Raw genomic sequence first — 23,356 nt, forward strand, 5'->3', positions numbered from 1 at the left:
AGAGCTGCTTTCCGCTTAAACAATTGCTGGGCGATGTGCCGGGTGATGGTATTTGCCATTTTGTGATCTGTTGGGGTCGAAGCCCGTCGGCTCCGCGGTGGCGGTCGCCGAAGGGATGGTCACGAGGGTGCCCGTGACCGCGGCAAGAACGAGCGTCTTACGGACGTTCTTCAATATCTTTCCTTTCGCGGTGCGCGCGCGCCAAAGCAAGCCCACGGGGGTGGGCTGACGGTTTTTGGTTGGTGCGGAAACCTGCTTCGGAACGTGCCGGCTTGTCCTGGCACGACAGCGGTGGGCTCGATTCGCCCGGCGGAGTGTTACCGCCGGCCACGGACGCGACTTCGCCGTCCGCGGCCCCGGACGCCCCACCGCCGGCACCCGCGGGCTTCGACCCGAACCTGCCGCCGCCTCCCGGCCCGGAAGCCCCGCCGCCTCCGCCGGTGCGGGCGTACAGCGTGAACTGGGACGCCATCGCGCAGTGTGAGTCGGGTGGCAACTGGGGAATCAGCACCGGCAACGGCTTCTCCGGCGGCCTGCAGTTCACGCCGAGCACCTGGCGCGCCAACGGCGGGTCGGGCTCTCCCGCCGGCGCGAGCCGCGAGGAGCAGATCCGGGTGGCCGAGAACGTGCTGCACTCGCAGGGCATCGGCGCCTGGCCGGTCTGCGGACGCCGCGGCTGACCATCGCACTAATAAGTAATGCCGGGCCTTGGGCCCGGCATTACTTATCTGCGGGTCCGGTAGCGTCGGGCGCGTGACCGCAACGCCGCGCGAATTCGACATCGTGTTGTACGGGGCGACCGGCTTCGTCGGGAAGTTGACCGCCGATTACCTGGCACGGTCGGGTCCGGGCACGCGGGTGGCGCTGGCCGGCAGGTCGACCGAGCGGCTGCGGGCCGTCCGCGGCACGCTGGGCGAGTCCGCCCAGTCCTGGCCGCTGATCGCCGCCGACGCATCGTCGCCGTCGACGCTGAACGAGATGGCGGCCCGCACCCAGGTCGTCATCACCACGGTCGGCCCCTACACCCGCTACGGGCTTCCGCTGGTGGCCGCGTGCGCCGCGGCGGGCACCGATTACGCCGACCTGACCGGCGAACCGCCGTTCATCCGCAACAGCATCGACTCCTACCACAAGCAGGCCGCCGACACCGGCGCCCGCATCGTGCACGCGTGCGGATTCGATTCCGTTCCGTCGGATCTCACGGTGTATGCGCTGTATCTCGCGGCGCGCGACGACGGCGCGGGCGAGCTTGCCGAGACCGATTTCGTCGTGCGTTCGCTGTCCGGCGGACTGTCCGGCGGCACCATCGCCTCGCTCCTGGAAGTTCTCGACGCCGCCTCCGGGGATCCCGACATCCGGCGCCAGCTGGCCGACCCCTACACGCTGAGCGGCGATCGCGCCGCCGAACCGGAGTTGGGCCGCCAGCCCGATCTGCCCTGGCGTCGTGGCCGCGAGATCGCGCCCGAACTGGCCGGCGTGTGGACCGGCGGATTCATGATGGCGCCGGCCAACACGCGAATCGTCAGGCGCAGCAACGCGTTACTGGACTGGGCCTACGGCCGGCGGTTCCGTTATACCGAGAGCATGAGCTTGGGATCATCGCCCCTGGCGCCGGTGGGATCCGCCGTCTTGAGCGGCGTGGGCAACGCGAGCATGGAGTTGGGCAGCCGCTATTTCAAGTTGCTGCCGCGCCGGCTGGTGGAGCGCGTCATCCCGAAGCCCGGCACCGGGCCCAGCGCGGCGGTCCGCGAGCGCGGCTACTACCGCGTCGAGACCTACACCACCACAACCACCGGCGCGCGATACGTGGCGCGCATGGAGCAGCGCGGAGACCCCGGCTACAAGGCGACCTCCGTGCTGCTGGGGGAGTGCGGCCTTGCACTCGCGTTCGACCGTGACAAGCTCACCGACCTGCGCGGCGTCCTCACTCCCGCGGCCGCCATGGGCGACGCGCTGCTGGCCAGGTTCCCCGCCGCCGGTGTGACACTGCACGTCGACCGACTGCCATAGTGAGCTGCCTCACCGGCGATTCAGGCACTTACATCGGGGTGAACGGCGCTCCCTAGAATTGACGGGTGACCGCCAGCCGCAGCCCCGCCACCGACCTGCCGAAGTCGTGGGATCCCGCTGCGGCCGAAGGCGCTATCTACCAGAAGTGGCTCGATGCGGGCTACTTCGAGGCCGACCCGACCAGTGCCAAACCCGGGTACTCCATTGTGCTGCCGCCGCCGAACGTCACCGGCAGCCTGCACATGGGTCACGCGCTGGAACACACCATGATGGACGCCCTCACGCGCCGCAAGCGCATGCAGGGATATGAGGTGTTGTGGCAGCCGGGCATGGACCACGCGGGCATCGCTACCCAGAGTGTGGTCGAAAAGCAGCTCGCGGTCGACGGCAAGACCAAGGAGGACTTCGGCCGGGAGCTGTTCGTCGAGAAGGTGTGGGACTGGAAGCGCGAGTCCGGGGGCGCCATCGGCGGCCAGATGCGCCGGCTCGGCGACGGGGTGGCGTGGAGCCGCGACCGGTTCACCATGGACGAGGGCCTGTCACGGGCGGTGCGCACCATCTTCAAGCGGCTCTACGACGCGGGGCTGATCTATCAGGCCGAGCGGCTGGTGAACTGGTCCCCGGTGCTCGAGACGGCGATCTCCGACCTCGAGGTCAACTACCTTGACGTCGAAGGCGAGCTGGTGTCGTTCCGCTACGGCTCGCTCGACGACTCGCAACCTCACATCGTGGTCGCCACCACGCGGGTCGAGACGATGCTCGGCGACACCGCGATCGCGGTCCACCCCGACGACGCGCGCTACCGCGACCTCGTCGGCACCACGTTGCCGCATCCCTTCCTGGACCGGCAGCTGCTGATCGTGGCCGACGAGCACGTCGACCCGGAATTCGGCACGGGCGCAGTCAAAGTCACGCCGGCGCATGATCCGAATGACTTCGAGATCGGGTTGCGGCACCAACTGCCGATGATCTCGATCATGGACACCAAGGGCCGGATCGCCGACACGGGAACGCAATTCGACGGCATGGACCGCTTCGAGGCCAGGGTCGCGGTGCGCGAGGCGCTGGCCGCCCAGGGCCGCGTCGTCGAGGAGAAGCGCCCCTACCTGCACAGCGTCGGGCACTCCGAGCGCAGCGGCGAGCCGATCGAGCCGCGGCTGTCGCTGCAATGGTGGGTGCGGGTGGAATCGCTGGCCAAGGCCGCCGGTGACGCGGTTCGCAACGGCGACACCGTGATTCACCCCGCCAGCCTGGAGCCGCGCTGGTTCGCGTGGGTCGACGACATGCACGACTGGTGCATCTCGCGGCAGCTGTGGTGGGGCCATCGCATCCCGATCTGGTACGGGCCCAACGGGGAACAGGTGTGTGTGGGGCCCGACGAGACGCCGCCGGAGGGTTGGGAGCAGGACCCCGACGTGCTGGACACCTGGTTCTCGTCGGCGCTATGGCCATTTTCCACACTGGGCTGGCCGGAGAAGACCCCGGAACTGGAAAAGTTCTACCCGACAAGCGTTTTGGTCACCGGATACGACATCTTGTTCTTTTGGGTGGCGCGGATGATGATGTTCGGCACGTTCGTGGGGGGCGACGACGCCATCACCCTGGACGGCCGGCGCGGCCCGCAGGTGCCGTTCACCGACGTGTTCCTGCACGGGCTGATCCGCGACGAATTCGGCCGCAAGATGAGCAAATCCAAGGGCAATGTCATCGACCCGCTGGACTGGGTGGACATGTTCGGGGCGGACGCGCTGAGGTTCACGCTCGCCCGCGGCGCCAGCCCCGGCGGCGACCTGGCCGTCGGCGAGGACGCCGTGCGCGCGTCGCGCAATTTCTGCACCAAGCTTTTCAACGCCACTCGTTACGCGCTGCTGAACGGGGCCCAGCTCGCGCCGCTTCCGGCGCAGAACGAGCTGACCGATGCCGACCGCTGGATCCTGGGACGGCTGGAAGAGGTTCGCGCCGAGGTGGATTCGGCGCTCGACGGTTACGAGTTCAGCCGCGCCTGCGAGGCGCTGTACCACTTCGCGTGGGACGAATTCTGCGACTGGTACGTCGAATTGGCCAAGACGCAGCTGGCCGAGGGGGGCGCGCACACCACCGCCGTCCTCGCCGCCGTCCTGGACACCCTGCTGCGCCTGCTGCACCCCGTGATCCCATTCCTCACCGAGGCGCTGTGGCAGGCGCTGACCGACCAGGAGTCGCTGGTGATCGCCGACTGGCCACAGTCGTCGCGTATCGGGCTGGATCCCGTTGCCGCGCAACGGATCATCGACATGCAGCGGCTGGTCACCGAGGTCCGCCGGTTCCGCAGCGACCAAGGCCTGGCCGACCGGCAGAAAGTGCCGGCGCGGCTGGGCGGGGTGGACGGCGCGGATCTGAGCACCCAGGTGGCCGCGGTGACATCGCTGGCCTGGCTCACCGCGCCGGGCGACGATTTCGAGCCGTCGGTGTCTCTGGAGGTGCGGCTCGGGCCCAACATGGACCACACGGTCGTCGTCGAACTCGACACCTCGGGCACCATCGACGTCGCCGCGGAACGCCGCCGCCTGGAGAAAGATCTCGCCGCGGCGCAGAAGGAATTGGCCTCGACCACCGCCAAATTGGCCAACGAGGACTTCCTGGCCAAGGCCCCGCTGAACGTCGTCGGCAAGATCCGGGACCGCCAACGGGTGGCCCAGGACGAAACCGACCGGATCACCGCGCGGCTGGCCGGGTTGCAGTGAGCGAGCCCTCCGACTGGTCCGAGCCCGGCCGCGAAGATCACGGCGCCACCAGCCTGGCCCCGACCCCCGACGAGATCGCCTCCCTGCTCCAGGTCGAACACCTGCTGGACCAACGCTGGCCGGAGACGAAGATCGAGCCGAGCCTGACCCGGATCAGCGCACTGATGGACCTGCTGGGCTCGCCGCAACTGGCCTATCCCTCGATCCACATCGCCGGCACCAACGGCAAGACCTCGGTCGCGCGCATGGTCGACGCGCTGGTGACCGCGTTGCACCGGCGTACCGGGCGAACCACCAGCCCGCACCTGCAATCGGCGGTGGAGCGCATCGCGATCGACGGGCGCCCGATCACCCCCGCGCAGTACGTCGCGACGTACCGGGAGATCGAGCCCTTCGTGCAGATGATCGACGCGAAGTCGCAAGCCGCGGGCGGACCGGCGATGAGCAAGTTCGAGGTGTTGACCGCGATGGCGTTCGCTGCGTTCGCCGACGCACCCGTCGACGTCGCGGTCATCGAGGTCGGCATGGGCGGGCGGTGGGACGCCACCAACGTCGTCAACGCCCCGGTGGCGGTCATCACCCCGGTCGGCATCGACCACGTCGAGTACCTCGGAAACGACCTCGCCGGTATCGCCGGCGAGAAGGCCGGGATCATCACCAAAGCACCTGACGGCGCGCCGGACACCGTCGCCGTCATCGCGCGCCAGGCCCCCGAGGCGATGGAGGTGCTACTGGCCCAGACGGTGCGCGCCGACGCCGCGGTGGCCCGCGAGGATTCGGAGTTCGCGGTCTTGAGCCGTCAGGTCGCGATCGGCGGCCAGGTGCTGGAACTGCAGGGCCTCGGCGGGGTGTACTCCGACCTGTACCTGCCGCTGCACGGCGAACACCAGGCGCACAACGCGGCGGTGGCGCTCGCGGCGGTGGAGGCCTTCTTCGGCGCCGGCGCTCAGCGGCAGCTCGACGTCGAGGCGGTGCGGGCCGGCTTCGCCGCCGTCACCAGCCCCGGCCGGCTGGAGCGCATGCGCAGCGCGCCCACCGTGTTCATCGACGCCGCGCACAACCCGGCCGGCGCGGCCGCGCTGGCGCAGACCCTGAGCGAGGAATTCGACTTCCGCTACCTGGTCGGTGTGCTCAGCGTGCTGGCCGACAAGGACGTCGACGGCATCCTTGGCGCGCTCGAACCGGTGTTGGACGCCGTCGTCGTCACCCACAACGGGTCCCCGCGGGCGCTGGACGTCGAGTCGCTGGCGCTGGCGGCCGGGGAGCGATTCGGCCCCGAACGGGTGGTTTCGGCCGAGAACCTGCGCGACGCCATCGATGCCGCGACCGCGCTGGTCGACGACGCGACGCTGGACGCCGACGCGGAGGCGTTCTCCGGCACCGGGATCGTCATTACCGGCTCGGTCGTCACCGCCGGGGCGGCGCGGACCCTCTTTGGCCGGGATCCGGAATGACCGATCCCGACCGGCCCGACCCCTGGAAGAGCTTCGGCGCGGTGATGGCCGCGACGCTCCTGCTGGAGGCGATCGTCGTATTGCTGGCGATTCCGGTGGTGGGCGCGGTGGGCGGCGGGCTGACCTCGGTGTCCCTGGGCTACCTGGTCAGCGTGGCCGGCCTGCTCATCGTGCTGGGCGGGCTGCAGCGCAAACCGTGGGCGATCTGGGTGAACCTGGCCGCTCAGCTGCTCCTACTCGTCGGCTTCGCGGTGTACCCGGGCGTGGGCTTCATCGGGGTGCTGTTCACCGGCTTGTGGGCGCTGATCGCGTATTTCCGGGCCGAGGTGCTGCGGCGTCAGCGGTAGGGCCGGGCGCGGTCGCCACCCGAGGAGATCGCCGCCCGGTTCTGTACGCTGTGCGCCGTGACCGAACGGACCCTCGTACTCATCAAGCCCGACGGCGTCGAGCGGCAGTTGATCGGGGAAATCCTCAGCCGGATCGAGCGCAAGGGCCTGACCATCGTCGCGCTGGAGCTTCGGCGCGTCGGCGAGGACCTGGCCGCCGCGCATTACGCCGAGCACGAAGGGAAGCCCTTCTTCGGATCCCTGCTGGAGTTCATCACCTCGGGGCCCGTGGTGGCCGCGATCGTCGAGGGACCGCGGGCGATCGCCGCGTTTCGGCAGCTCGCGGGCGGTACCGACCCGGTGGAGAAGGCCACCCCGGGGACGATCCGGGGCGACTTCGGGCTGGAGACACAGTTCAACCTGGTGCACGGGTCCGATTCCACCGAGTCCGCGAAGCGCGAAATCGCACTCTGGTTTCCCGACGCCGGGGACCCCAGCTAACGCCGCCGCGCGGCCCCGCCCGGGACGCGTTTGCTCAGGGGCGGGTGGGCTCGCCGAGTGATGTGGGATACTGACGGAGGGTGAACGTCGCCGGACCGGTGTCGGACACCCGAATGAAGACTTAGACAAGCGCGATCATCGCGATCCCGCGTTGGTGCGCGGCATGTCAGGCCGTCATTCAGCACGGCGCCGAGTGCGTTCCCCGCGAACCGCTCGGGGCGAGACCATCACAAGTCCGGGAGAAGTCACCCGGGCCCATAGCGAAGCCCTCGCGTGGCCGCGTCGCAGGACGCGCCCGGGGGCTTGAGGAGAATACGTGGTAGACGGTGCACCATCCACAGAGTCATCCGAAGAGCCGACACGGCACGACGAACTGCCGGACCGCCTGAGAGTCCATTCGCTGGCACGGACGCTGGGAACCACCAGTAAGCGGGTGCTGGACGCGCTGAGCGCGCTCGACGGGCGGATCCGCAGCGCGCACTCCACGGTGGACCGCGAGGACGCGGTCCGCGTCCGCGACCTGCTGGCGGCCCAGCCCGATGCCGAGGCGGAAGCCGCCGACGCGGACGCGACCAGCGAAAACGCCGAGGAACCCGAATCCCGGCTGATGCTGGCGGCCCCTGAGAACGCCGCCGAGCGGCCGCATTACATGCCGTTGTTCGTCGCGCCACAGCCGATGCAGGCCGACGAAGAGGACGGGAACGCCGACGACGACTCGGACTCCGACGATTCCGACGTCGACGACGAAGACGACGAGCAGACCGATCGACCGGCCAACCGGCGGCGGCGGCGTGGCCGTCGCGGTCGTGGCCGAGGCCGCGGTGAGCAGGGCGGTCCCGACGGCCAGGGCGAAGCCGGTGACGACGACGAACCGCAGCAGCGGGGCCAGAAGGCCGGCCGGGGCGACTCCTCCGACGCCGAGGACGACGAGGGCGACGACTCCGACGACTCCGACGACTCCGACACCGGCGACGACGGTTCGCCGGAGGGCGCCAGCCGCCGCCGCCGCAGGCGCCGGCGCCGCAAATCGGGCTCGAGCGACGACGGTGACGAAAACTCGTCGCCGGACGACCCGCCGAACACGGTGGTGCACGAGCGGGCGCCGCGCAACGGCAAGAACGACGGCGGCAACGGCTCGTCCAACGCCGAGATCAAGGGCATCGACGGCTCCACCCGGCTGGAGGCCAAGCGGCAACGGCGCCGGGACGGCCGCGACGCCGGACGGCGCCGCCCACCGGTCCTGACCGAGGCGGAGTTCCTGGCGCGCCGTGAGGCCGTCGAGCGGATCATGGTGGTGCGCGACCGGGTCCGCACCGAGCCGCCGCACCAGGGGGCGCGATACACCCAGATCGCGGTCCTCGAAGACGGCATCGTCGTCGAGCACTTCGTCACGTCGGCCGCGTCCGCCTCGTTGGTGGGCAACATCTACCTGGGGATCGTGCAGAACGTCCTGCCCTCGATGGAGGCCGCGTTCGTCGACATAGGCCGCGGCCGCAACGGCGTGCTCTACGCCGGCGAGGTCAACTGGGAAGCCGCGGGACTGGGCGGGTCGGACCGCAAGATCGAACAGGCGCTCAAACCGGGTGACTACGTCGTGGTCCAGGTCAGCAAGGACCCCGTCGGCCACAAGGGTGCCCGGCTGACCACACAGGTGTCGCTGGCCGGCCGGTATCTGGTCTACGTGCCGGGCGCGTCGTCGACCGGGATCAGCCGCAAACTGCCCGACACCGAACGCCAACGGCTCAAGGAGATCCTGCGCGAGGTGGTGCCGTCGGATGCCGGGGTGATCATCCGCACCGCGTCCGAGGGCGTCAAAGAGGACGACATCCGCAACGACGTCACCCGCCTGCAGGAGCGGTGGAAGCAGATCGAGGCCAAGGCCACCGAGATCACCGAGAAGGCCGCCGGCGCCGCCGTCGCGCTCTACGAAGAGCCGGACGTGTTGGTCAAGGTCATCCGCGACCTGTTCAACGAGGACTTCGCCGGCCTGATCGTCTCCGGCGACGAGGCGTGGACGACCATCACCGACTATGTGAATTCCGTTGCGCCCGATCTGGTTTCGAAGCTGAGCAAGTACGAGCCGCCCAGCGGCCCCGAAGGCCAGGCCGGTCCGGACGTGTTCGCCGTGCACCGTATCGACGAGCAACTCGCCAAGGCGATGGAGCGCAAGGTGTGGCTGCCCTCGGGGGGCACGCTGGTGATCGACCGGACCGAGGCCATGACGGTGGTCGACGTCAACACCGGCAAGTTCACCGGCTCCGGCGGCAACCTCGAGCAGACCGTGACCAAGAACAACCTGGAGGCGGCCGAGGAGATCGTCCGCCAATTGCGGCTGCGCGACATCGGCGGCATCGTGGTCATCGACTTCATCGACATGGTTCTCGAGTCCAACCGCGACCTGGTGTTGCGGCGGCTGACCGAGGCGCTGGCGCGCGACCGCACCCGCCATCAGGTCTCCGAGGTGACGTCGCTGGGCCTGGTCCAGCTGACCCGCAAGCGGCTGGGAACGGGGCTGATCGAGGCCTTCTCGACGTCCTGCACCCACTGCGGCGGCCGCGGGATCCTGCTGCACACCGACCCGGTGGACTCGGCTCCCTCGAACGGGCGCAAGTCCGAATCCGGTGGCCGCCGCGGCAGGCGCTCCAAGAAGAACCGCGCCGAAGAGCCGGTGGTGGCCAAGGTGCCGGCGCACGCCCCCGGCGAACACCCGATGTTCAAGGCGATGGCAGCCGGCGGCTCCACCCAGAACGGCCCCGACGACGAAGAATCCGACGAGTCCGCCGAGGAAGCGGCCAACGAGCCCGACGAGCAGCAGCAACGGGACGTGGCCGACGTCGAGGACACCGATCAGGAGGATTTCGAGGAGTCCGACGAAGACGGTGACGAAGACGCCGACGACGAGTCCGACGATGACCTCGACGAGGACGACGACGATGACCTCGACGACGAGGAAGACCTCGGTGACGATGACGACGATCTGGAAATGGACGACGACGACCTGGACGTCGAGGACGACTCCGATGACTCCGACGACGACGGGTCCGTCGACGCCGGACCGGGGTTCGGACGTCCGCGGCGGCGACGCGCGGCCGGTAGGCCGGCGGGACCGCCGATCCATGCGGACTGACCGGGCCGGTTTGACCCTTTAGCCGCTGGTCAAGTACCCTAGGACAGTTGTCGCCAGGCCGTTCGGACTTTGGCCGGCGACAGCGGGGCTCCCGGGCAGTCGGCGCGGACCCGCAACCCAGACCCACCACGCGCACGCCGGTGGCTCGCGCGCGAAGCGCCGAAGAACCGGCTGAGCAGAGGAAAGAAGGCAGGAGTAACGATGGCGACCTACGCAATCGTCAAGACGGGCGGCAAGCAGTACAAGGTCGCCGTCGGGGACGTGGTCAAGGTCGAGAAGCTCGACTCCGACCCGGGCGCTAACGTCTCGCTGCCCGTCACCCTGGTCGTGGACGGTGCGAAGGTCACCACCGACGCCGCGGCCCTGGCCAAGGTGGCGGTGACCGGCGAGGTGCTCGAGCACACCAAGGGCCCCAAGATCCGTATTCACAAGTTCAGGAACAAGACCGGCTACCACAAGCGTCAGGGACACCGTCAGCAGCTGACGGTCCTGAAGGTCACCGGGATCAAGTAGCGGGAGGCGACAGACATGGCACACAAGAAGGGCGCTTCCAGCTCGCGCAACGGCCGCGATTCCGCTGCTCAGCGGCTGGGCGTGAAGCGGTTCGGCGGCCAGATCGTCAAGGCGGGCGAGATCATCGTTCGCCAGCGTGGCACCAAGTTCCACCCCGGCGTGAACGTCGGGCGTGGCGGCGACGACACGTTGTTCGCCAAGGCGGCCGGCGCCGTCGAGTTCGGCGTCAAGCGCGGACGCAAAACCGTCAGCATCACGCCCCAGGTCTAGGCGCCGCGAGCCGGGGGCACCGCCCCCGTGCGGGGCAACGCTGCGGCGGCTTCACGAGGTGTTTTCGCCCTGGCGTGACATTCGAAGGGCTGGTATTCGATGCCTCGATTTGTCGATCGGGTCGTCATTCACGCGCGCGCGGGTTCCGGCGGTAACGGCTGCGCGTCCGTCCACCGCGAGAAATTCAAGCCGCTGGGCGGTCCCGACGGCGGCAACGGCGGGCGCGGCGGAAGCATCGTCTTCGTCGTCGACCCGCAGGTCCACACCTTGCTGGACTTCCACTTCCATCCGCACGTCACCGCGCCGTCGGGAAAACAGGGGATGGGCAACAACCGCGACGGGGCGGCCGGTGCGGATCTGGAAGTCAAGGTGCCCGACGGCACCGTCGTGCTGGACGAAAACGGCCGCCTGCTAGCGGATCTGGTGGGGGCGGGCACCCGCTTCGAGGCCGCGGCCGGCGGCCGCGGTGGCCTGGGCAACGCGGCGCTCGCGTCACGCGCGCGCAAGGCCCCCGGCTTCGCGCTGCTCGGCGAGGAGGGTGAGACCCGGGACCTGACGCTGGAACTCAAGACCGTCGCCGACGCTGGTCTCATCGGGTTTCCCTCGGCCGGGAAATCGTCCTTGGTGTCGGCGATCTCGGCGGCCAAGCCCAAGATCGCCGACTACCCGTTCACCACGCTGGTGCCCAACCTCGGTGTGGTGTCGGCGGGCGAGCACACGTTCACCGTCGCCGACGTGCCGGGCCTGATTCCCGGCGCGTCGCAGGGCCGCGGCCTGGGCCTGGATTTCCTTCGGCACATCGAGCGCTGCGCCGTTCTGGTGCACGTCGTCGACTGCGCCACCGCGGAGCCCGGCCGCGACCCGATCTCCGACATCGACGCCCTGGAAGCCGAACTCGCCGCGTACAAGCCGACCCTGCAAGGGGATACGACGCTGGGTGACCTCGCCGAGCGGCCACGGGCGGTGGTGCTCAACAAGATCGACGTGCCCGAGGCGCGCGAGCTCGCCGAGTTCGTCCGCGATGAGATCGCCGAGCGCGGCTGGCCCGTCTTCCTGGTGTCGACGGTCTCCCGGGAAGGCCTGCAGCCGTTGATATTCGGGCTCTGGCGGATCATCTCGGAGTACAACGAGGCCCAGCCGAAGATCGTGCCGCGCCGGCCGGTCATCCGTCCGGTTCCGGTGGACGACAGCGGCTTCTCCGTCGAGCCGGACGGCGAGGGCGGCTTCGTGGTCACCGGTGCCCGGCCCCAGCGCTGGGTCCGGCAGACCAACTTCGACAACGACGAAGCCGTCGGCTATCTGGCCGACCGCCTGGCCCGGCTGGGTGTCGAGGAGGAACTGCTGCGGCTGGGCGCGCAACCCGGGTGCGCCGTGACCATCGGGGACATGACGTTCGACTGGGAGCCGCAAACGCCTGCGGGACAACACGTCGCGATGTCGGGGCGGGGCACCGATGTGCGGCTGGAACGCAGCGAGCGCACGGGCGCCTCGGAGCGCAAGGCGGCCCGGCGGCAGCGTCGCGAACGCGGTGACGAGTCGTGACCGCCGGTGACGACGCAGAGCGAAGCGATGAGGCGGGGCGCACCGTGACAGCTCAGCGTGAGGCCATCCGGACCGCGCGCAGCCTGGTGGTCAAGGTCGGGACCAACGCGCTGACCACCGAGTCCGGCGTGTTCGACGCCGGCCGGCTGGCCGGGCTGGCCGACGCCATCGAGTCGCGCATGAAGGCGGGCACCGACGTCGTCATCGTCTCGTCGGGCGCCATCGCCGCCGGCATCGAACCGCTCGGATTGGCCCGCCGCCCCAAGGATTTGGCGACCAAACAGGCGGCGGCCAGCGTCGGGCAGGTTGCGCTGGTGAACGCGTGGAGCGCGGCGTTCGCGCGCTATGGCCGCACGGTGGGACAGGTGCTGCTGACCGCTCACGACATCTCGATGCGGGCCCAGCACACCAACGCCCAGCGCACCCTGGACCGGTTGCGTGCCCTGCACGCGGTGGCCATCGTCAACGAGAACGACACGGTGGCCACCAACGAGATCCGGTTCGGCGACAACGATCGGCTGTCGGCGCTGGTGGCCCACCTCGTCGGTGCCGAAGCCCTGGTGCTGCTCTCCGACATCGACGGCCTCTACGACTCCGATCCCCGAAAAATCAAGGGTGCCAGGTTCATCGGGGAAGTCTCCGGGGCGGCGGATTTGTCCGGTGTGGTCGCCGGCCCGGGCAGCGACCTCGGAACCGGAGGAATGGTGTCGAAGATGTCCTCGGCATTGCTGGCCGCCGACGCCGGGGTGCCGGTCCTGCTGGCCGCGGCGTCCGACGCCGCCTCCGCGCTCACCGACGCATCGGTCGGCACGGTCTTCGCCGCACGGCCGGCCCGGATGTCGGCTCGCCGGTTCTGGGTGCGGTATGCCGCCGAGGCGGCCGGCGCGCTGATCCTCGACGACGGCGCGGTGCGCGCGGTGGTGGACCAGCGTCGGTCGCTGTTGGCCGCCGGTATCACCGCCGTGTCGGGCCGGTTCTACGCCGGGGACGTCGTCGAATTGCGCGGCCCGGACACGGCCATGGTGGCCCGGGGTGTGGTGGCCTATGACGCCACCGAACTGGCGACCATGATCGGCCGGTCGACCTCAGAGCTGCCGGGCGAACTCCGCCGGCCCGCGGTGCACGCCGATGACCTCGTGGCCGTATAGGGCGGCTAGCTGAACGGGTTGCTGTTGTCCTGCCAGGCGGCCGATTCGGGCCGCGGCCCGAACCGGCGGGCGTAGTCCTCGTGCATCTTGGCCTGCTTCTTGTTCTTGATCACATCGACCAGGTTCGGGTCGAGCCCGTGCTGCGCCAGCCGGTGCCGGCGCCAAACCTTGTTCAGCGCAAGCGAGATCAGCAGGGCCCAGATGTAGAGCGGCGCCGTCATCTCAGAGTGCACATACAGCGACGCGGGCAGCAGCCAGAACGGTGCGAGAACGAACAGCGGCGGTATGGCCCACCGAATCATGTGCCTGCGCACGGCTCCCGGGCCGGCCAGGTCGTTGGCCACCCAGGTGCGCATCGAGCTGGGTAGGCATCGACCGTACGAGTAGGTGATGCGTTGCCAGACGTTCGGTTTGGTGTCGGTCATGGTGGCTCCTAGTGCGGACGGGTCAGGACTGTAATGCGCCCGCTGCCAGGGCGGCTGTGTTGATGCGGGTAAGCACTTCGTGCAGGTGCCGAAGTTCGGTGATGTCGACGCCCAGGCGCTCGACCACGGCGGGCGGGATCTTGAGCGCACGGCGACGCAAGGCGGCGCCGCTCTCGGTGAGCTTCACCTCGGTGGAGCGCTCGTCGACCGCGCTTCGGGTACGGGTGATCAGGCCGATCGCTTCCAGGCGCTTGAGCATCGGCGACAGGGTCGCGGAATCCATCTGCAATGTGGTCGCGATGTCCTTGACCGACAGCGGTTTCCGCCGTGCCCCTGCCGCCTTCTGGTGGTCCCAAAGGGTCAGCATCACCAGGTACTGGGGATGGGTCAGCCCCAACGGCTCCAATAGCGGCCGGTAGACCGCCAAAACGGCCCGGTTGGTCACGCTCAGCGCGAAACAGACCTGCTGTTCGAGGGAAAGCGGGTCGATCTCCGGTGCGGCCAGCGATGCCATAATTGCATGGTAGGCGAATAGTTAGGGTATTAACTATATCGCGTTCGTCACACCCCGCGCATCAGCGATCCGAGGTCGGCTTGAGATACAGCGCACCCCAGACGATTTCGGCCAGCGTGGCGGCCAGTTCGCTGTCGTAATCAGCCGGCGAGGTCGGCAGATTCTGTTGGCACGCCCGCTCGACCATCCAAGTCAGCGCGCTGGCGGTGGTGGCCGCGGGTAACTCGGCCCGGATCGAGCCATCGGCCTGGCCGTCTTCGATGACCCGCGTCATCCGCCCGGTGACGGCGGTCAACAGGTTGCGGTAGGTCGCCGCGACCAGCGGGTCGTAGCCGGCCATCTCGTTGAGGGCGACCAGTACCGGTTGGTGTCGCCGATAGCTGGCGATGATGCCGTCCATCGCGGCGCGGACGTCGCCGGGATCGTGCCGACCCGCCACGCTCCACCAGCGGTCGGCGCTGTCCGCGAGGTCGGCGAACACCTGGTTGGCCAGGCGGCGCAGCAGGTGGCCTTTGTCCTCGAAGTAGATGTAGAAGCTCGCGCGCGAGATACCGGCCGCACTCGACAGTCGGTCCACGCTGAGCTCGGTGAAGCTGGCGCCGTCGCGCATCAGTCGCTCGGTGGCGTCCAGCAACCGGCGCTCGATCTGTTCTCGCCGCTGCTGTCGCTCCTGCTCGCGGTTGGCCTGCGGCTTCCGGGTGACCGATGGCATTCCCCCAGCATAGAGCCATCTTGGACAACTTGACTAGACATGATGTCTAGGAATAGTGTCGCTGGAGTCTGTGACCGAGGTCATACGCAACGGAGGATCGCCATGACCGTGATGACCGGAACGTCGGGCAGCGAAAAGCCCGGCCGCCCCTACGACCCCATCGACCTGTCCTCCCGCGCGTTCTGGTCGACGACGGCGGCCGACCGCGAACGATCGTTCGCGGTGCTGCGGGCCGAGCGGCCGGTGAGCTGGCATCCGCCGGTCGAGGACGCGCTGATGCCCGATCCCGCGGATCCGGGCTACTGGGCGGTCACCCGGCGGGCCGACATCGCCACGGTCAGCCGCAACAACGAGGTGTTCCTTTCGGGCCAGGGCGTCATGTTCGAGAACATCCCGGTGGAACTCCTCGAAGCGTCGCAGTCGTTCCTCGCGATGGACCCGCCGCGGCACACGAAGCTGCGCAAGCTGGTCAGCGCCGCGTTCACCCCACGCCAGATCCGGCGCATCGAGGACTCGATCAGGGCGAACGCCAGGGCGATCGTCGAGGAGCTGCGCGCGGCCGGCAGCGGGGCGGACTTCGTTGAGCACTGCGCCAAGCAACTGCCGATCCGCACCTTGTCGGACATGGTGGGGATTCCGGAATCGGAGCGAGAGCGGGTGGCGCACGCCGCGGACGCGCTGGTGTCCTGGGCCGACCCGATCTACCTCGACGGTCGCCACCCCCTGGAGGTTCTGCTCGAAAATCAGGGGTACCTGCACCAGGTCGCCGGCGCGCTGGCGGCCGAGCGCCGCAATCATCCCGGCGACGATCTGTTCAGCGGCCTGGTGAACGCCGAGGTCGACGGCGACCGGCTGACCGACGCGGAGGTGGCGGCCTTCTTCGTGCTGCTTTCCGTGGCCGCCAACGACACCACCCGTCAGACCACCAGCCACGCGATGAAGGCGCTGACCGACTTCGGAGATCAAAGAGCCTGGTTGCTGGAGGATTTCGACAACCGGATAGGAACGGCCGTCGAGGAATTCGTCCGCTGGGCCAGTCCCGTGATGACCTTTCGGCGCACGGCGGCAACGGATTTCGAGCTGTGCGACCAGACGATCCGGGCGGGGGAGAAGGTGGTGATGTTCTATCCGTCCGGCAATTGGGACACCGAGGTGTTCGACCATCCGGAGCGATTGGATCTGAGCCGCAGTCCCAACCCGCACGTCGGGTTCGGCGGGGGCGGGCTGCACTTCTGCCTCGGTGCCCATGTGGCCCGGGCACAGCTGCGGGCCATCTTCGCGGAGCTGCTGCGCCAGCTGCCGGACATCCAGGCGGGCGATCCCGCCTACGTGGCGGGCAATTTCGTCCACGCCATCCGCAGCATGCCGTGCACGTTCTAAAGCATTGCGATCGGCGACAATTCTTCGACGAGCAACGTCAGCAGCTCGGAGCAGCCGCCGTCGACCTTGACGGTGGCCAGGTCGTCCCCGCGGGTAGGACCGCGGTTGACGATGGCGATCGGCGTGCCGAGCGCTGCCGCATGACGCACGAACCGGTAGCCCGAGAACACTGTTAGCGAGGAGCCGGCGACCAGCAGCGCGTCTGCTCCTTCCACCAGTGAATAGGCTTGGTCGACAACCGCTTTGGCCACGCTCTCACCGAAGTAGACGATGTCCGGTTTGAGCATGCCGCCGCAGCTCGGGCAGTCGAGGTAGCGGAACGACGTGGTGTCGGCGACGACGGCGTCGGCGTCGGGGGCTACGGCCAGACCGCCGCCCGCTCCGGCGCGTTCGACGAATCCCGGGTTGAGCGATTCGAGCTGATCGGCCAGCGCGGCGCGGCTCATGGTGTAGCCGCAGCCCAGGCAGACCACCCGCGCGTAGGTGCCGTGCAGGTTGACGACGTTGGTGCTGCCGGCCTTGGTGTGCAGCAGGTCGACGTTCTGGGTGATCACCCCGGTCACCACCGAAGCGCGCTCGAGGGCGGCCAACGCCCGGTGCCCGGCGTTGGGCAGCGTGTCGTCCATGTGTCGCCAGCCGACGTGGTTGCGCGCCCAGTAACGCTGCCGGAACGCCGGATCCGAGGTGAACTGGCGGATCGTCATGGGATTGCTGGGCGGCGAATCGGCTCCGCGGTAGTCGGGGATGCCGGAGTCGGTGGACAGGCCGGCGCCGGTCAGCACCGCGATCCGGCGACCGGTCAGCAACGCGACCAGCTCCGGCGATTCGGCGCGGCGGGTGGTCACCTGTTCGAGGGTACGGGGCGTCGAGCTCCGGACGTCTGCCTTCACAAGCGGTCACCGGGCGCAATGTGGTTGATTGTTGCCATGGCCACAGCCGCCGAGCATGCCGCGGGACAGCTCGCTTCGGTGCGTGATGACCCGATGGCGCGGCTCGCGCTGCTGCGGACCCTCTACGAGACACCGGCCGGCTGGGACGAGCGGCGTCTGCCCTACCGGCGCGCGGCGCTGGCGTTCATGCGCTGGGAGTTGCGTCGCGGAGTGCTGAACCCCACTGACGCCGCGGCGCCGGGCAGTCCCTGGTGGCGTGCGATCAACGACCGGCTCTTGCGCGATACCGCCGAAGCGCGCGCCCACGTGCTCGGCCTGGGCGGCCCCACCACCTCGTCGAGCGTCGCCGACTCGGTGACGTTCATCCGCCGGCCGTCGGTGCGAACGTGGTACCGGGCCCACAACGCCATCATCGTCAGGGCCTACCTGGATAACCATGAGTTGGCCGAGGGCGAGTCGCGCGTCGAACGCTTCTTCATCAACCTGGTGCTGGTGCGGGTCCTCTTCGCGCACGCGTTGGTGGCGGCGCCGCGGTTGGCGCTGGGCTGGCTGTCACCGCTCGCACCCTTGTTGGGCGACCCGCGCCTGGCAGTCACCGGCATCTTCTTGCAGCTGTCGCGGGTGCTGCCGGACCGTTACCCGCTGCGGGAGGACCTGGACTGGTACGTCGGCCGGGAAAACGGATTCGGTCGTGTTCTCGACCTCGGCGTCATCCGGCCACGACTCGACCAGCTGTACTCCTGGTCCGCGAGGGAATTGTCGATACCCGAGCTCGCGCCGCTGCTCCGCGACGGTGTGCCCGCCTACGCCTGGGACTGCAGCGACATGGGGCCTTGGGGCTCGTCTCCGGGGCTGACGACGCGCGCGACCCGCAGGGTGCTGCCGCCACCGAAATTCGTTGCCTGATCCCGCCGGGTGGCCCTCCCAGGGCGGGCCTTCGGGTCTGGCGCGCCTGACTAACCGAGGCAGTCGGCGGCCGTGGTGATCTCGGCCGACATGTTCTTCTCCATCATCTTGCACGCCGCCTCGGCCAGGTCGGTGTCGATGCCGGCCACGGCGTCCGTCGGGATGACGACGGGAAAGTGGCGCACGTAGGCGTCGAGTGCGGTGTAGAGGATGCACTGCTCGGTGACCTGCCCGGCGATGACCAGCCGCTTGGTCTCCAGCCGGTTCAACAGATACGCCAGCGCGGTCGCGTAGAAGGCGCTGTGCCGCACCTTGGTCATCACGCGGCAGTCTCCGGACGGCGCGATCGGCTTCACCAGATCGGGCCGGGCTCCGTCGAGCGCGGAGCTGACGATGTCGGAGAACTGAGCGGCGAAATCGCCGTAGTTGTCGTTGACGTAGATCAGGTCCACGTCGTCGGATTCCCGTGCGCGCCGGACCAAATCGGCCAGCGGGTCGATGATCTTGCCCACATTGGGTATCAATTCTTCAGCGTCGGGATGCTGATAGGTGTTCATCATGTCGACCACCACGACGGCAGTATCGCTCATGATGGAGGGGATACCCGGCGGCCGCGGGTTGACACCGGTCAGGCGACAATGGAAGGGCGATGGACTTCTACAACGCTTACAGCCAGGGCTTTGTCCGGGTTGCCGCGTGCACCCATCACACCACGATCGGCGATCCGGCGGCCAACGCCGAGTCGGTCCTGGGGCTGGCGCGCGAGTGCCACGACGACGGCGTCGCGGTGGCGGTGTTCCCCGAGCTGACGCTGTCCGGGTATTCGATCGAGGACATCGTGATGCAGGACCTCCTGCTCGACGACGTGACGGCCGCGATCGAGAGCCTCGTCGCGTCCTCGACCGATCTGCTACCGATCCTCGTCGTCGGCGCCCCGCTGCGGTATCGCCATCGCATCTACAACACCGCGGTGGTGATTCACCGTGGCGCCGTGTTGGGGGTGGTGCCCAAGTCGTACCTGCCCACTTATCGGGAGTTCTACGAACGACGCCAGATCGCGCCGGGAGATGACGAGCGCGGCACCATCCGGATTTGCGACGCCGACGTCCCGTTCGGCCCCGACCTGCTGTTCGCCGCCTCCGACATCCCCGGCTTCGTCCTGCATGTCGAAATCTGTGAGGACATGTTCGTGCCGATCCCGCCCAGTGCGGAGGCGGCGTTGGCCGGCGCGACGGTGCTGGCGAACCTGTCCGGCAGTCCCATCACGATTGGCCGCGCCGAAGACCGCTGCCTGCTTGCCCGCTCGGCGTCGGCGCGCTGCCTGGCCGCCTACGTCTACGCCGCCGCGGGCGAGGGCGAGTCGACCACCGACCTGGCCTGGGACGGTCAGACCATGGTGTGGGAGAACGGCGAACTGCTGGCCTCGTCCGAGCGCTTCCCGAAAGGGGAGCGACGCAGCGTCGCGGATGTGGATCTCGACCTGCTGCGCTCAGAACGCCTGCGAATGGGGACGTTCGACGACAACCGGCGCCACCATCGCGGGGCGGCCGAGTCGTTCCGGCGCGTCGACTTCCGGCTGGAGCCGCCGGCCGGCGACCTCGGATTGCGCCGCGACGTGGAGCGTTTCCCGTTCGTCCCGGCCAATCGCGAACGCCTGGAACAGGATTGCTACGAGGCCTACAACATCCAGGTTTCGGGGCTCGAGCAGCGGCTGCGCGCGCTGAACTACCCGAAGATCGTGATCGGGATCTCCGGCGGCCTGGATTCGACGCACGCGCTGATCGTCGCCGCGCGCGCGATGGACCGGGAGGAACGGCCGCGCAGCGACATTCTCGCGTTCACGCTGCCCGGGTTCGCGACGGGCGACCGCACCAAACGCAACGCGATCGAGCTGTGCCGCGCGCTCGGTGTCACCTTCGCCGAGATCGACATCACCGAGACCGCGATGGTGATGTTCAAAGAGATGGACCACCCGTTCGGGCGTGGGGAAAAGGTTTACGACGTCACCTTCGAGAACGTGCAGGCGGGCCTGCGCACCGACTACCTGTTCCGGCTGGCCAACCAGCGCGGCGGCATCGTGCTCGGCACCGGCGACCTCTCCGAGATCGGGCTGGGTTGGTCGACCTACGGGGTGGGCGATCAGATGTCGCACTACAACGTCAATGGCGGTGTCCCGAAGACGCTGATCCAGCACCTGATCCGCTGGGTGATCTCGTCCGGCCAGTTCGAATCCGACGTCACCGACGTGCTGCAGTCGGTGCTTGACACCGAGATCTCCCCGGAGCTCGTCCCGAAGGGCGAAGAGGAAGAGCTGCAGAGCAGCGAGGACAAGGTCGGACCGTATGCGCTGCAGGACTTCTCACTGTTCCACGTGTTGCGTTACGGGTTCCGGCCGTCGAAGATCGCGTTCCTGGCCTGGCACGCGTGGAGCGACCCCGAGCGGGGCAACTGGCCGCCGGGATTCCCCGAGGACAAGCGACCGACCTACTCGCTGAAGGAGGTTCGGCATTGGCTCGGGGTCTTCGTGCAGCGCTTCTATTCGTTCAGCCAATTCAAGCGTTCGGCGCTGCCCAACGGCCCGAAGGTGTCGCACGGCGGCGCGCTGTCGCCCCGCGGTGACTGGCGCGCCCCGTCGGACATGTCCGCGCGCATCTGGCTCGACGAGATCGACCGCCAGATTCCCGAGGAATAGCGCGTCGCGGGCCCGCCCGGGATCGCCGGACGGGCCACAAACGGCCCGGCTCACGCCCTCGCGCGGCGCCAGCCCTGGTATTGCAGCTCCGCGAACACCAGCGTGTAGGCCCCGGCCGCCAGGTTCAACGCGACGCCGGCCGAGGTCAGCGGGAAGACGTCCGTGAGCACCAGCACCACGGCGGCCACCGTGTAGAGCAGGTTGCCGATGATGACGGCCATGCCGGCGCGGCGCACCGACGGCAGGTTGGCGAGCCCGAACACCAGCACGCCGTAGCCGAGCAAGAAGGCGCCCATCCCGTACTCGAACGCTTTCGTGGTACCCGAGAGCTCGGCGAGCCGGCCGGCCAGCGGGATGCTGGCCAGGCCGACCAGCCCGCTGATGGCGGCGTCGGCGCGCATGGCCAGGCGCAGCAGGCCGTCCCGGGTGCCCGTGCGATCAATCGTGGTAGCGGACATGATGTTCCTTTCTCGATGGCTGAAGACGATCGCCACCGACGTTGCCCGCGAACTACTGCCAGATCGACGCCGGACGCTGCCAACTGCCGCCAACCGCAGGTCAGGCCAGCGATTGCAGCGCCGCGTCGATCGCTTCGGCATCCGGTGCGCAGTCGCCGGCACCGGCTACCAGCGTCGCCAGCGCCCCCGCGGCGCAGGCGCGTCGCAGCGCGTGCAGCCGTCCGGCGGGCGAGCCCGGATGGGGTGGCCAGCTTCCCGCGAGCACACCGGCGAACACGTCCCCGGCGCCGGTGGTGTCCACCGCGGCCACCGCCGGAGCGGGCACCACAAAGTCGCCGTCGACACCTGCGTACCGCGCGCCGCGCGCCCCCAGGGTGGTGACCAGGTGATCGGGGCGCCACGGCCATTCGTCGGCCTCGGCCTCGTTGACGATGACCACGTCTGCCGCGGCGGCAAGGTCGGACAACGAGCCGGGGTCCTGCCCGGACGGTGAGGCGTTGACGATGACGACCGCGCCGGCCGAACGGGCCAGGCGTGCCGCGGTCGCCGCCGCCTGCGCGGGGATCTCCAACTGCGTCAACAAGACGTCGCAGCCGCTGATGGCGCCGCGCGCGGCGGCGCGGTCCAGCGTCAGCCGCGCGTTCGCCCCGGGCGCCACCACGATGGTGTTTTCGGCGTCGGCGTCGACAACGACGATCGCCGTGCCGCTCGGCCCGGGCGCTGCGGCGGTGCCGTCCAGAGCCACCCCGTTGTCCAGCAAGTGGGCGCGTAACCGCGCCGCGGCCGAGTCGTCGCCGACCGCTCCGACGAATTGCACCTGCGCACCCGCACGCGCCGCCGCCACCGCCTGATTGCCCCCCTTGCCGCCCGGCGCGGAGGTCAGCGACGACGCCAGCACCGTCTCGCCGGGGCGGGGGAGGGTGTCGACGCGCAGCGACAGGTCCATGTTCACGCTGCCGACCACGCAGACTCGCGCCATTACGCCGACGTCAGTCGATTGCAACCGCCAAACAGTCTGCGGCGCCGCGATTTTGGCTCTTGCATCAGCATTCGCAGTCCTCGCCGTGCCACGCCTCAAATCCCTCGCGGACCGCAACACCGGCGATGACCAGGCCGACCGCCTGGTCCAGCCACCAGCCGCCCGGCCACACGGCGATGACGGCCAGCGTCAGCAGCACCGCCGCGGACTGCGCGGCGCACAAATAGTTTTGGGTGCCCTCCCCGGCGGTGGCCCGCGAGTTCAGGTGCCCGGCGAGCCGCCGCTTGGCCCATCCCAGCAGCGGCATCATGACCAGCGCCACCGCGGTCAAGGCGATCCCGATCACCGTCGTCCCGGGGCGGGCCCCGGTGAGCAGATTCCGGACCGATTCGAGAGCGATGTAGGGCGCGATGAGCCAGAACGACACGGCCACCCCGCGCTGGGCATGGCGCTCCGAGGTCTCCGACAGCGTGCGGTCACCCGTGAACCGCCACACGACGATCACGCTCGCCAAGCCCTCGACGGCACTGCCGAGCGCCCAGCCGATCAGCGAGATGGACCCGACGGCGAACCCCTGCCACAGCCCGAGCGCGCCCTCCGCGCACATCCAGCACAGGCTCGCCCACGCGAGCCATCGCGCCCGGCGCGCGGCGCGTGTCCAAGCGGCGTCGCGCTCGGCGCCCCGGACGGTTGCCACGTCGCTGGGGCCGCAGTCGCAACCGTCCGCGCAGGCGTCGCTCATAGCGCCAAGGATAGGTGCACTCAGTCGGGTTGTTGAAGGCCCGA

General features: G+C 69.0%; 22 protein-coding genes. 14 read left to right on the forward strand and 8 right to left on the reverse strand.

All coding sequences use genetic code 11. The annotated features are described in order from the left end of the window. Positions 1 to 239 precede the first annotated feature (239 nt). The 11 genes from A5704_RS06905 to proB all read left to right on the forward strand — a co-directional run bounded on the left by A5704_RS06905 (position 240) and on the right by proB (position 13,614). Positions 240 to 680, forward strand: a complete 441-nt coding sequence (locus A5704_RS06905) for a transglycosylase family protein (RefSeq protein WP_231968890.1) — start codon at positions 240 to 242, stop codon at positions 678 to 680. Positions 681 to 753: 73 nt separating this feature from the next. Further along, positions 754 to 2,010: a trans-acting enoyl reductase family protein gene (locus A5704_RS06910; RefSeq protein WP_067888104.1), complete on the forward strand. Its 1,257-nt coding sequence runs from the start codon at positions 754 to 756 to the stop codon at positions 2,008 to 2,010. Between the two features lie 65 nt (positions 2,011 to 2,075). Further along, positions 2,076 to 4,733: a valine--tRNA ligase gene (locus A5704_RS06915; RefSeq protein ID WP_067888108.1), complete on the forward strand. Its 2,658-nt coding sequence runs from the start codon at positions 2,076 to 2,078 to the stop codon at positions 4,731 to 4,733. Then, positions 4,730 to 6,187 (forward strand): folylpolyglutamate synthase/dihydrofolate synthase family protein, encoded by a 1,458-nt coding sequence (locus tag A5704_RS06920; protein WP_067752455.1) that lies wholly within the window; start codon positions 4,730 to 4,732, stop codon positions 6,185 to 6,187. The genes A5704_RS06915 and A5704_RS06920 overlap by 4 nt, the downstream gene beginning before the upstream one ends. Next, positions 6,184 to 6,534, forward strand: coding sequence for a DUF4233 domain-containing protein (locus A5704_RS06925; RefSeq protein WP_067888110.1), 351 nt, complete (start codon positions 6,184 to 6,186; stop codon positions 6,532 to 6,534). Before A5704_RS06920 ends, A5704_RS06925 begins: the two co-directional genes overlap by 4 nt. A 57-nt stretch (positions 6,535 to 6,591) precedes the next feature. Continuing rightward, the gene (gene ndk / locus A5704_RS06930; protein ID WP_067752461.1) at positions 6,592 to 7,014 is read left to right on the forward strand and encodes a nucleoside-diphosphate kinase; all 423 of its coding nucleotides are present in this window, start codon (positions 6,592 to 6,594) and stop codon (positions 7,012 to 7,014) included. A 316-nt stretch (positions 7,015 to 7,330) separates the two neighbouring features. After that, positions 7,331 to 10,141: an Rne/Rng family ribonuclease gene (locus A5704_RS06935; protein WP_067782685.1), complete on the forward strand. Its 2,811-nt coding sequence runs from the start codon at positions 7,331 to 7,333 to the stop codon at positions 10,139 to 10,141. A gap of 201 nt (positions 10,142 to 10,342) precedes the next feature. Further along, complete coding sequence (rplU, locus tag A5704_RS06940) at positions 10,343 to 10,654, forward strand: 50S ribosomal protein L21 (protein ID WP_007169506.1); 312 nt, start codon at positions 10,343 to 10,345, stop codon at positions 10,652 to 10,654. A gap of 15 nt (positions 10,655 to 10,669) precedes the next feature. Next, positions 10,670 to 10,924, forward strand: a complete 255-nt coding sequence (gene rpmA, locus A5704_RS06945; protein ID WP_067752467.1) for a 50S ribosomal protein L27 — start codon at positions 10,670 to 10,672, stop codon at positions 10,922 to 10,924. 99 nt (positions 10,925 to 11,023) lie between these two features. Continuing rightward, positions 11,024 to 12,466 carry a GTPase ObgE gene (obgE, locus tag A5704_RS06950; RefSeq protein WP_067888113.1) on the forward strand — a complete coding sequence of 481 codons (1,443 nt, stop codon included), beginning with the start codon at positions 11,024 to 11,026 and terminating at the stop codon, positions 12,464 to 12,466. 44 nt (positions 12,467 to 12,510) lie between these two features. Beyond that, positions 12,511 to 13,614, forward strand: a complete 1,104-nt coding sequence (proB, locus tag A5704_RS06955; RefSeq protein ID WP_067752550.1) for a glutamate 5-kinase — start codon at positions 12,511 to 12,513, stop codon at positions 13,612 to 13,614. A gap of 5 nt (positions 13,615 to 13,619) precedes the next feature. Here the strand turns inward: proB and A5704_RS06960 are convergent, their stop codons facing one another. The 3 genes from A5704_RS06960 to A5704_RS06970 all read right to left on the reverse strand — a co-directional run bounded on the left by A5704_RS06960 (position 13,620) and on the right by A5704_RS06970 (position 15,265). After that, on the reverse strand, positions 13,620 to 14,039 hold the full coding sequence (locus tag A5704_RS06960) for a DUF5313 domain-containing protein (RefSeq protein ID WP_067752474.1): 420 nt from the start codon (positions 14,037 to 14,039) through the stop codon (positions 13,620 to 13,622). Between the two features lie 22 nt (positions 14,040 to 14,061). Beyond that, positions 14,062 to 14,553 (reverse strand): MarR family winged helix-turn-helix transcriptional regulator, encoded by a 492-nt coding sequence (locus A5704_RS06965; protein ID WP_067783124.1) that lies wholly within the window; start codon positions 14,551 to 14,553, stop codon positions 14,062 to 14,064. Between the two features lie 61 nt (positions 14,554 to 14,614). After that, positions 14,615 to 15,265 (reverse strand): TetR/AcrR family transcriptional regulator, encoded by a 651-nt coding sequence (locus A5704_RS06970; protein ID WP_067752479.1) that lies wholly within the window; start codon positions 15,263 to 15,265, stop codon positions 14,615 to 14,617. Positions 15,266 to 15,367: 102 nt separating this feature from the next. On the opposite strand from A5704_RS06970, the gene A5704_RS06975 reads away from it, so the two are divergent. Continuing rightward, complete coding sequence (locus A5704_RS06975; RefSeq protein WP_067752482.1) at positions 15,368 to 16,645, forward strand: cytochrome P450; 1,278 nt, start codon at positions 15,368 to 15,370, stop codon at positions 16,643 to 16,645. Here A5704_RS06975 and A5704_RS06980 read toward each other — a convergent pair. After that, positions 16,642 to 17,490, reverse strand: a complete 849-nt coding sequence (locus tag A5704_RS06980) for a Sir2 family NAD-dependent protein deacetylase (protein ID WP_067888116.1) — start codon at positions 17,488 to 17,490, stop codon at positions 16,642 to 16,644. The two genes, A5704_RS06975 and A5704_RS06980, sit on opposite strands and share 4 nt — an antisense overlap. 81 nt (positions 17,491 to 17,571) lie before the next feature. Between A5704_RS06980 and A5704_RS06985 the strand changes: the two genes are divergently transcribed. Next, the gene (locus A5704_RS06985; protein ID WP_067888119.1) at positions 17,572 to 18,441 is read left to right on the forward strand and encodes a hypothetical protein; all 870 of its coding nucleotides are present in this window, start codon (positions 17,572 to 17,574) and stop codon (positions 18,439 to 18,441) included. A gap of 50 nt (positions 18,442 to 18,491) precedes the next feature. On the opposite strand, the gene A5704_RS06990 is transcribed toward A5704_RS06985, so the two are convergent. Further along, complete coding sequence (locus A5704_RS06990; RefSeq protein ID WP_067752495.1) at positions 18,492 to 19,031, reverse strand: cysteine hydrolase family protein; 540 nt, start codon at positions 19,029 to 19,031, stop codon at positions 18,492 to 18,494. A gap of 59 nt (positions 19,032 to 19,090) precedes the next feature. Here A5704_RS06990 and A5704_RS06995 point away from each other — a divergent pair, with 59 nt between their 5' ends. Further along, a complete protein-coding gene (locus A5704_RS06995; RefSeq protein WP_067783115.1) occupies positions 19,091 to 21,133 on the forward strand; it encodes an NAD(+) synthase in 2,043 nt (680 codons plus the stop codon). A 50-nt stretch (positions 21,134 to 21,183) separates the two neighbouring features. On the opposite strand, the gene A5704_RS07000 is transcribed toward A5704_RS06995, so the two are convergent. The 3 genes from A5704_RS07000 to A5704_RS07010 all read right to left on the reverse strand — a co-directional run bounded on the left by A5704_RS07000 (position 21,184) and on the right by A5704_RS07010 (position 23,312). Next, positions 21,184 to 21,591 carry a hypothetical protein gene (locus tag A5704_RS07000; protein ID WP_067888134.1) on the reverse strand — a complete coding sequence of 136 codons (408 nt, stop codon included), beginning with the start codon at positions 21,589 to 21,591 and terminating at the stop codon, positions 21,184 to 21,186. 100 nt (positions 21,592 to 21,691) lie between these two features. After that, entirely contained in the window at positions 21,692 to 22,570 is an 879-nt protein-coding gene (locus tag A5704_RS07005; RefSeq protein ID WP_067888122.1) for a PfkB family carbohydrate kinase, read from the reverse strand. A gap of 64 nt (positions 22,571 to 22,634) precedes the next feature. Then, positions 22,635 to 23,312, reverse strand: coding sequence for a cation transporter (locus tag A5704_RS07010; protein ID WP_082954796.1), 678 nt, complete (start codon positions 23,310 to 23,312; stop codon positions 22,635 to 22,637). Positions 23,313 to 23,356 lie beyond the last annotated feature (44 nt).

Source organism: Mycobacterium sp. E735 (assembly GCF_001666955.1).
Lineage (GTDB): Bacteria > Actinomycetota > Actinomycetes > Mycobacteriales > Mycobacteriaceae > Mycobacterium.

Bases quoted from the DNA above. Each gene is read 5' to 3' on its own strand.
- A5704_RS07005 (WP_067888122.1), bottom strand. From the start codon at position 22,570: ATGGCGCGAGTCTGCGTGGTCGGCAGCGTGAACATGGACCTGTCGCTG.
- A5704_RS07010 (WP_082954796.1), bottom strand. From the start codon at position 23,312: ATGAGCGACGCCTGCGCGGACGGTTGCGACTGCGGCCCCAGCGACGTG.
- A5704_RS06925 (WP_067888110.1), top strand. From the start codon at position 6,184: ATGACCGATCCCGACCGGCCCGACCCCTGGAAGAGCTTCGGCGCGGTG.
- A5704_RS06970 (WP_067752479.1), bottom strand. From the start codon at position 15,265: ATGCCATCGGTCACCCGGAAGCCGCAGGCCAACCGCGAGCAGGAGCGA.
- A5704_RS06960 (WP_067752474.1), bottom strand. From the start codon at position 14,039: ATGACCGACACCAAACCGAACGTCTGGCAACGCATCACCTACTCGTAC.
- A5704_RS07000 (WP_067888134.1), bottom strand. From the start codon at position 21,591: ATGTCCGCTACCACGATTGATCGCACGGGCACCCGGGACGGCCTGCTG.
- A5704_RS06975 (WP_067752482.1), top strand. From the start codon at position 15,368: ATGACCGTGATGACCGGAACGTCGGGCAGCGAAAAGCCCGGCCGCCCC.
- rplU (WP_007169506.1), top strand. From the start codon at position 10,343: ATGGCGACCTACGCAATCGTCAAGACGGGCGGCAAGCAGTACAAGGTC.
- A5704_RS06965 (WP_067783124.1), bottom strand. From the start codon at position 14,553: ATGGCATCGCTGGCCGCACCGGAGATCGACCCGCTTTCCCTCGAACAG.
- A5704_RS06985 (WP_067888119.1), top strand. From the start codon at position 17,572: ATGGCCACAGCCGCCGAGCATGCCGCGGGACAGCTCGCTTCGGTGCGT.
- A5704_RS06995 (WP_067783115.1), top strand. From the start codon at position 19,091: ATGGACTTCTACAACGCTTACAGCCAGGGCTTTGTCCGGGTTGCCGCG.
- rpmA (WP_067752467.1), top strand. From the start codon at position 10,670: ATGGCACACAAGAAGGGCGCTTCCAGCTCGCGCAACGGCCGCGATTCC.
- obgE (WP_067888113.1), top strand. From the start codon at position 11,024: ATGCCTCGATTTGTCGATCGGGTCGTCATTCACGCGCGCGCGGGTTCC.
- A5704_RS06990 (WP_067752495.1), bottom strand. From the start codon at position 19,031: ATGAGCGATACTGCCGTCGTGGTGGTCGACATGATGAACACCTATCAG.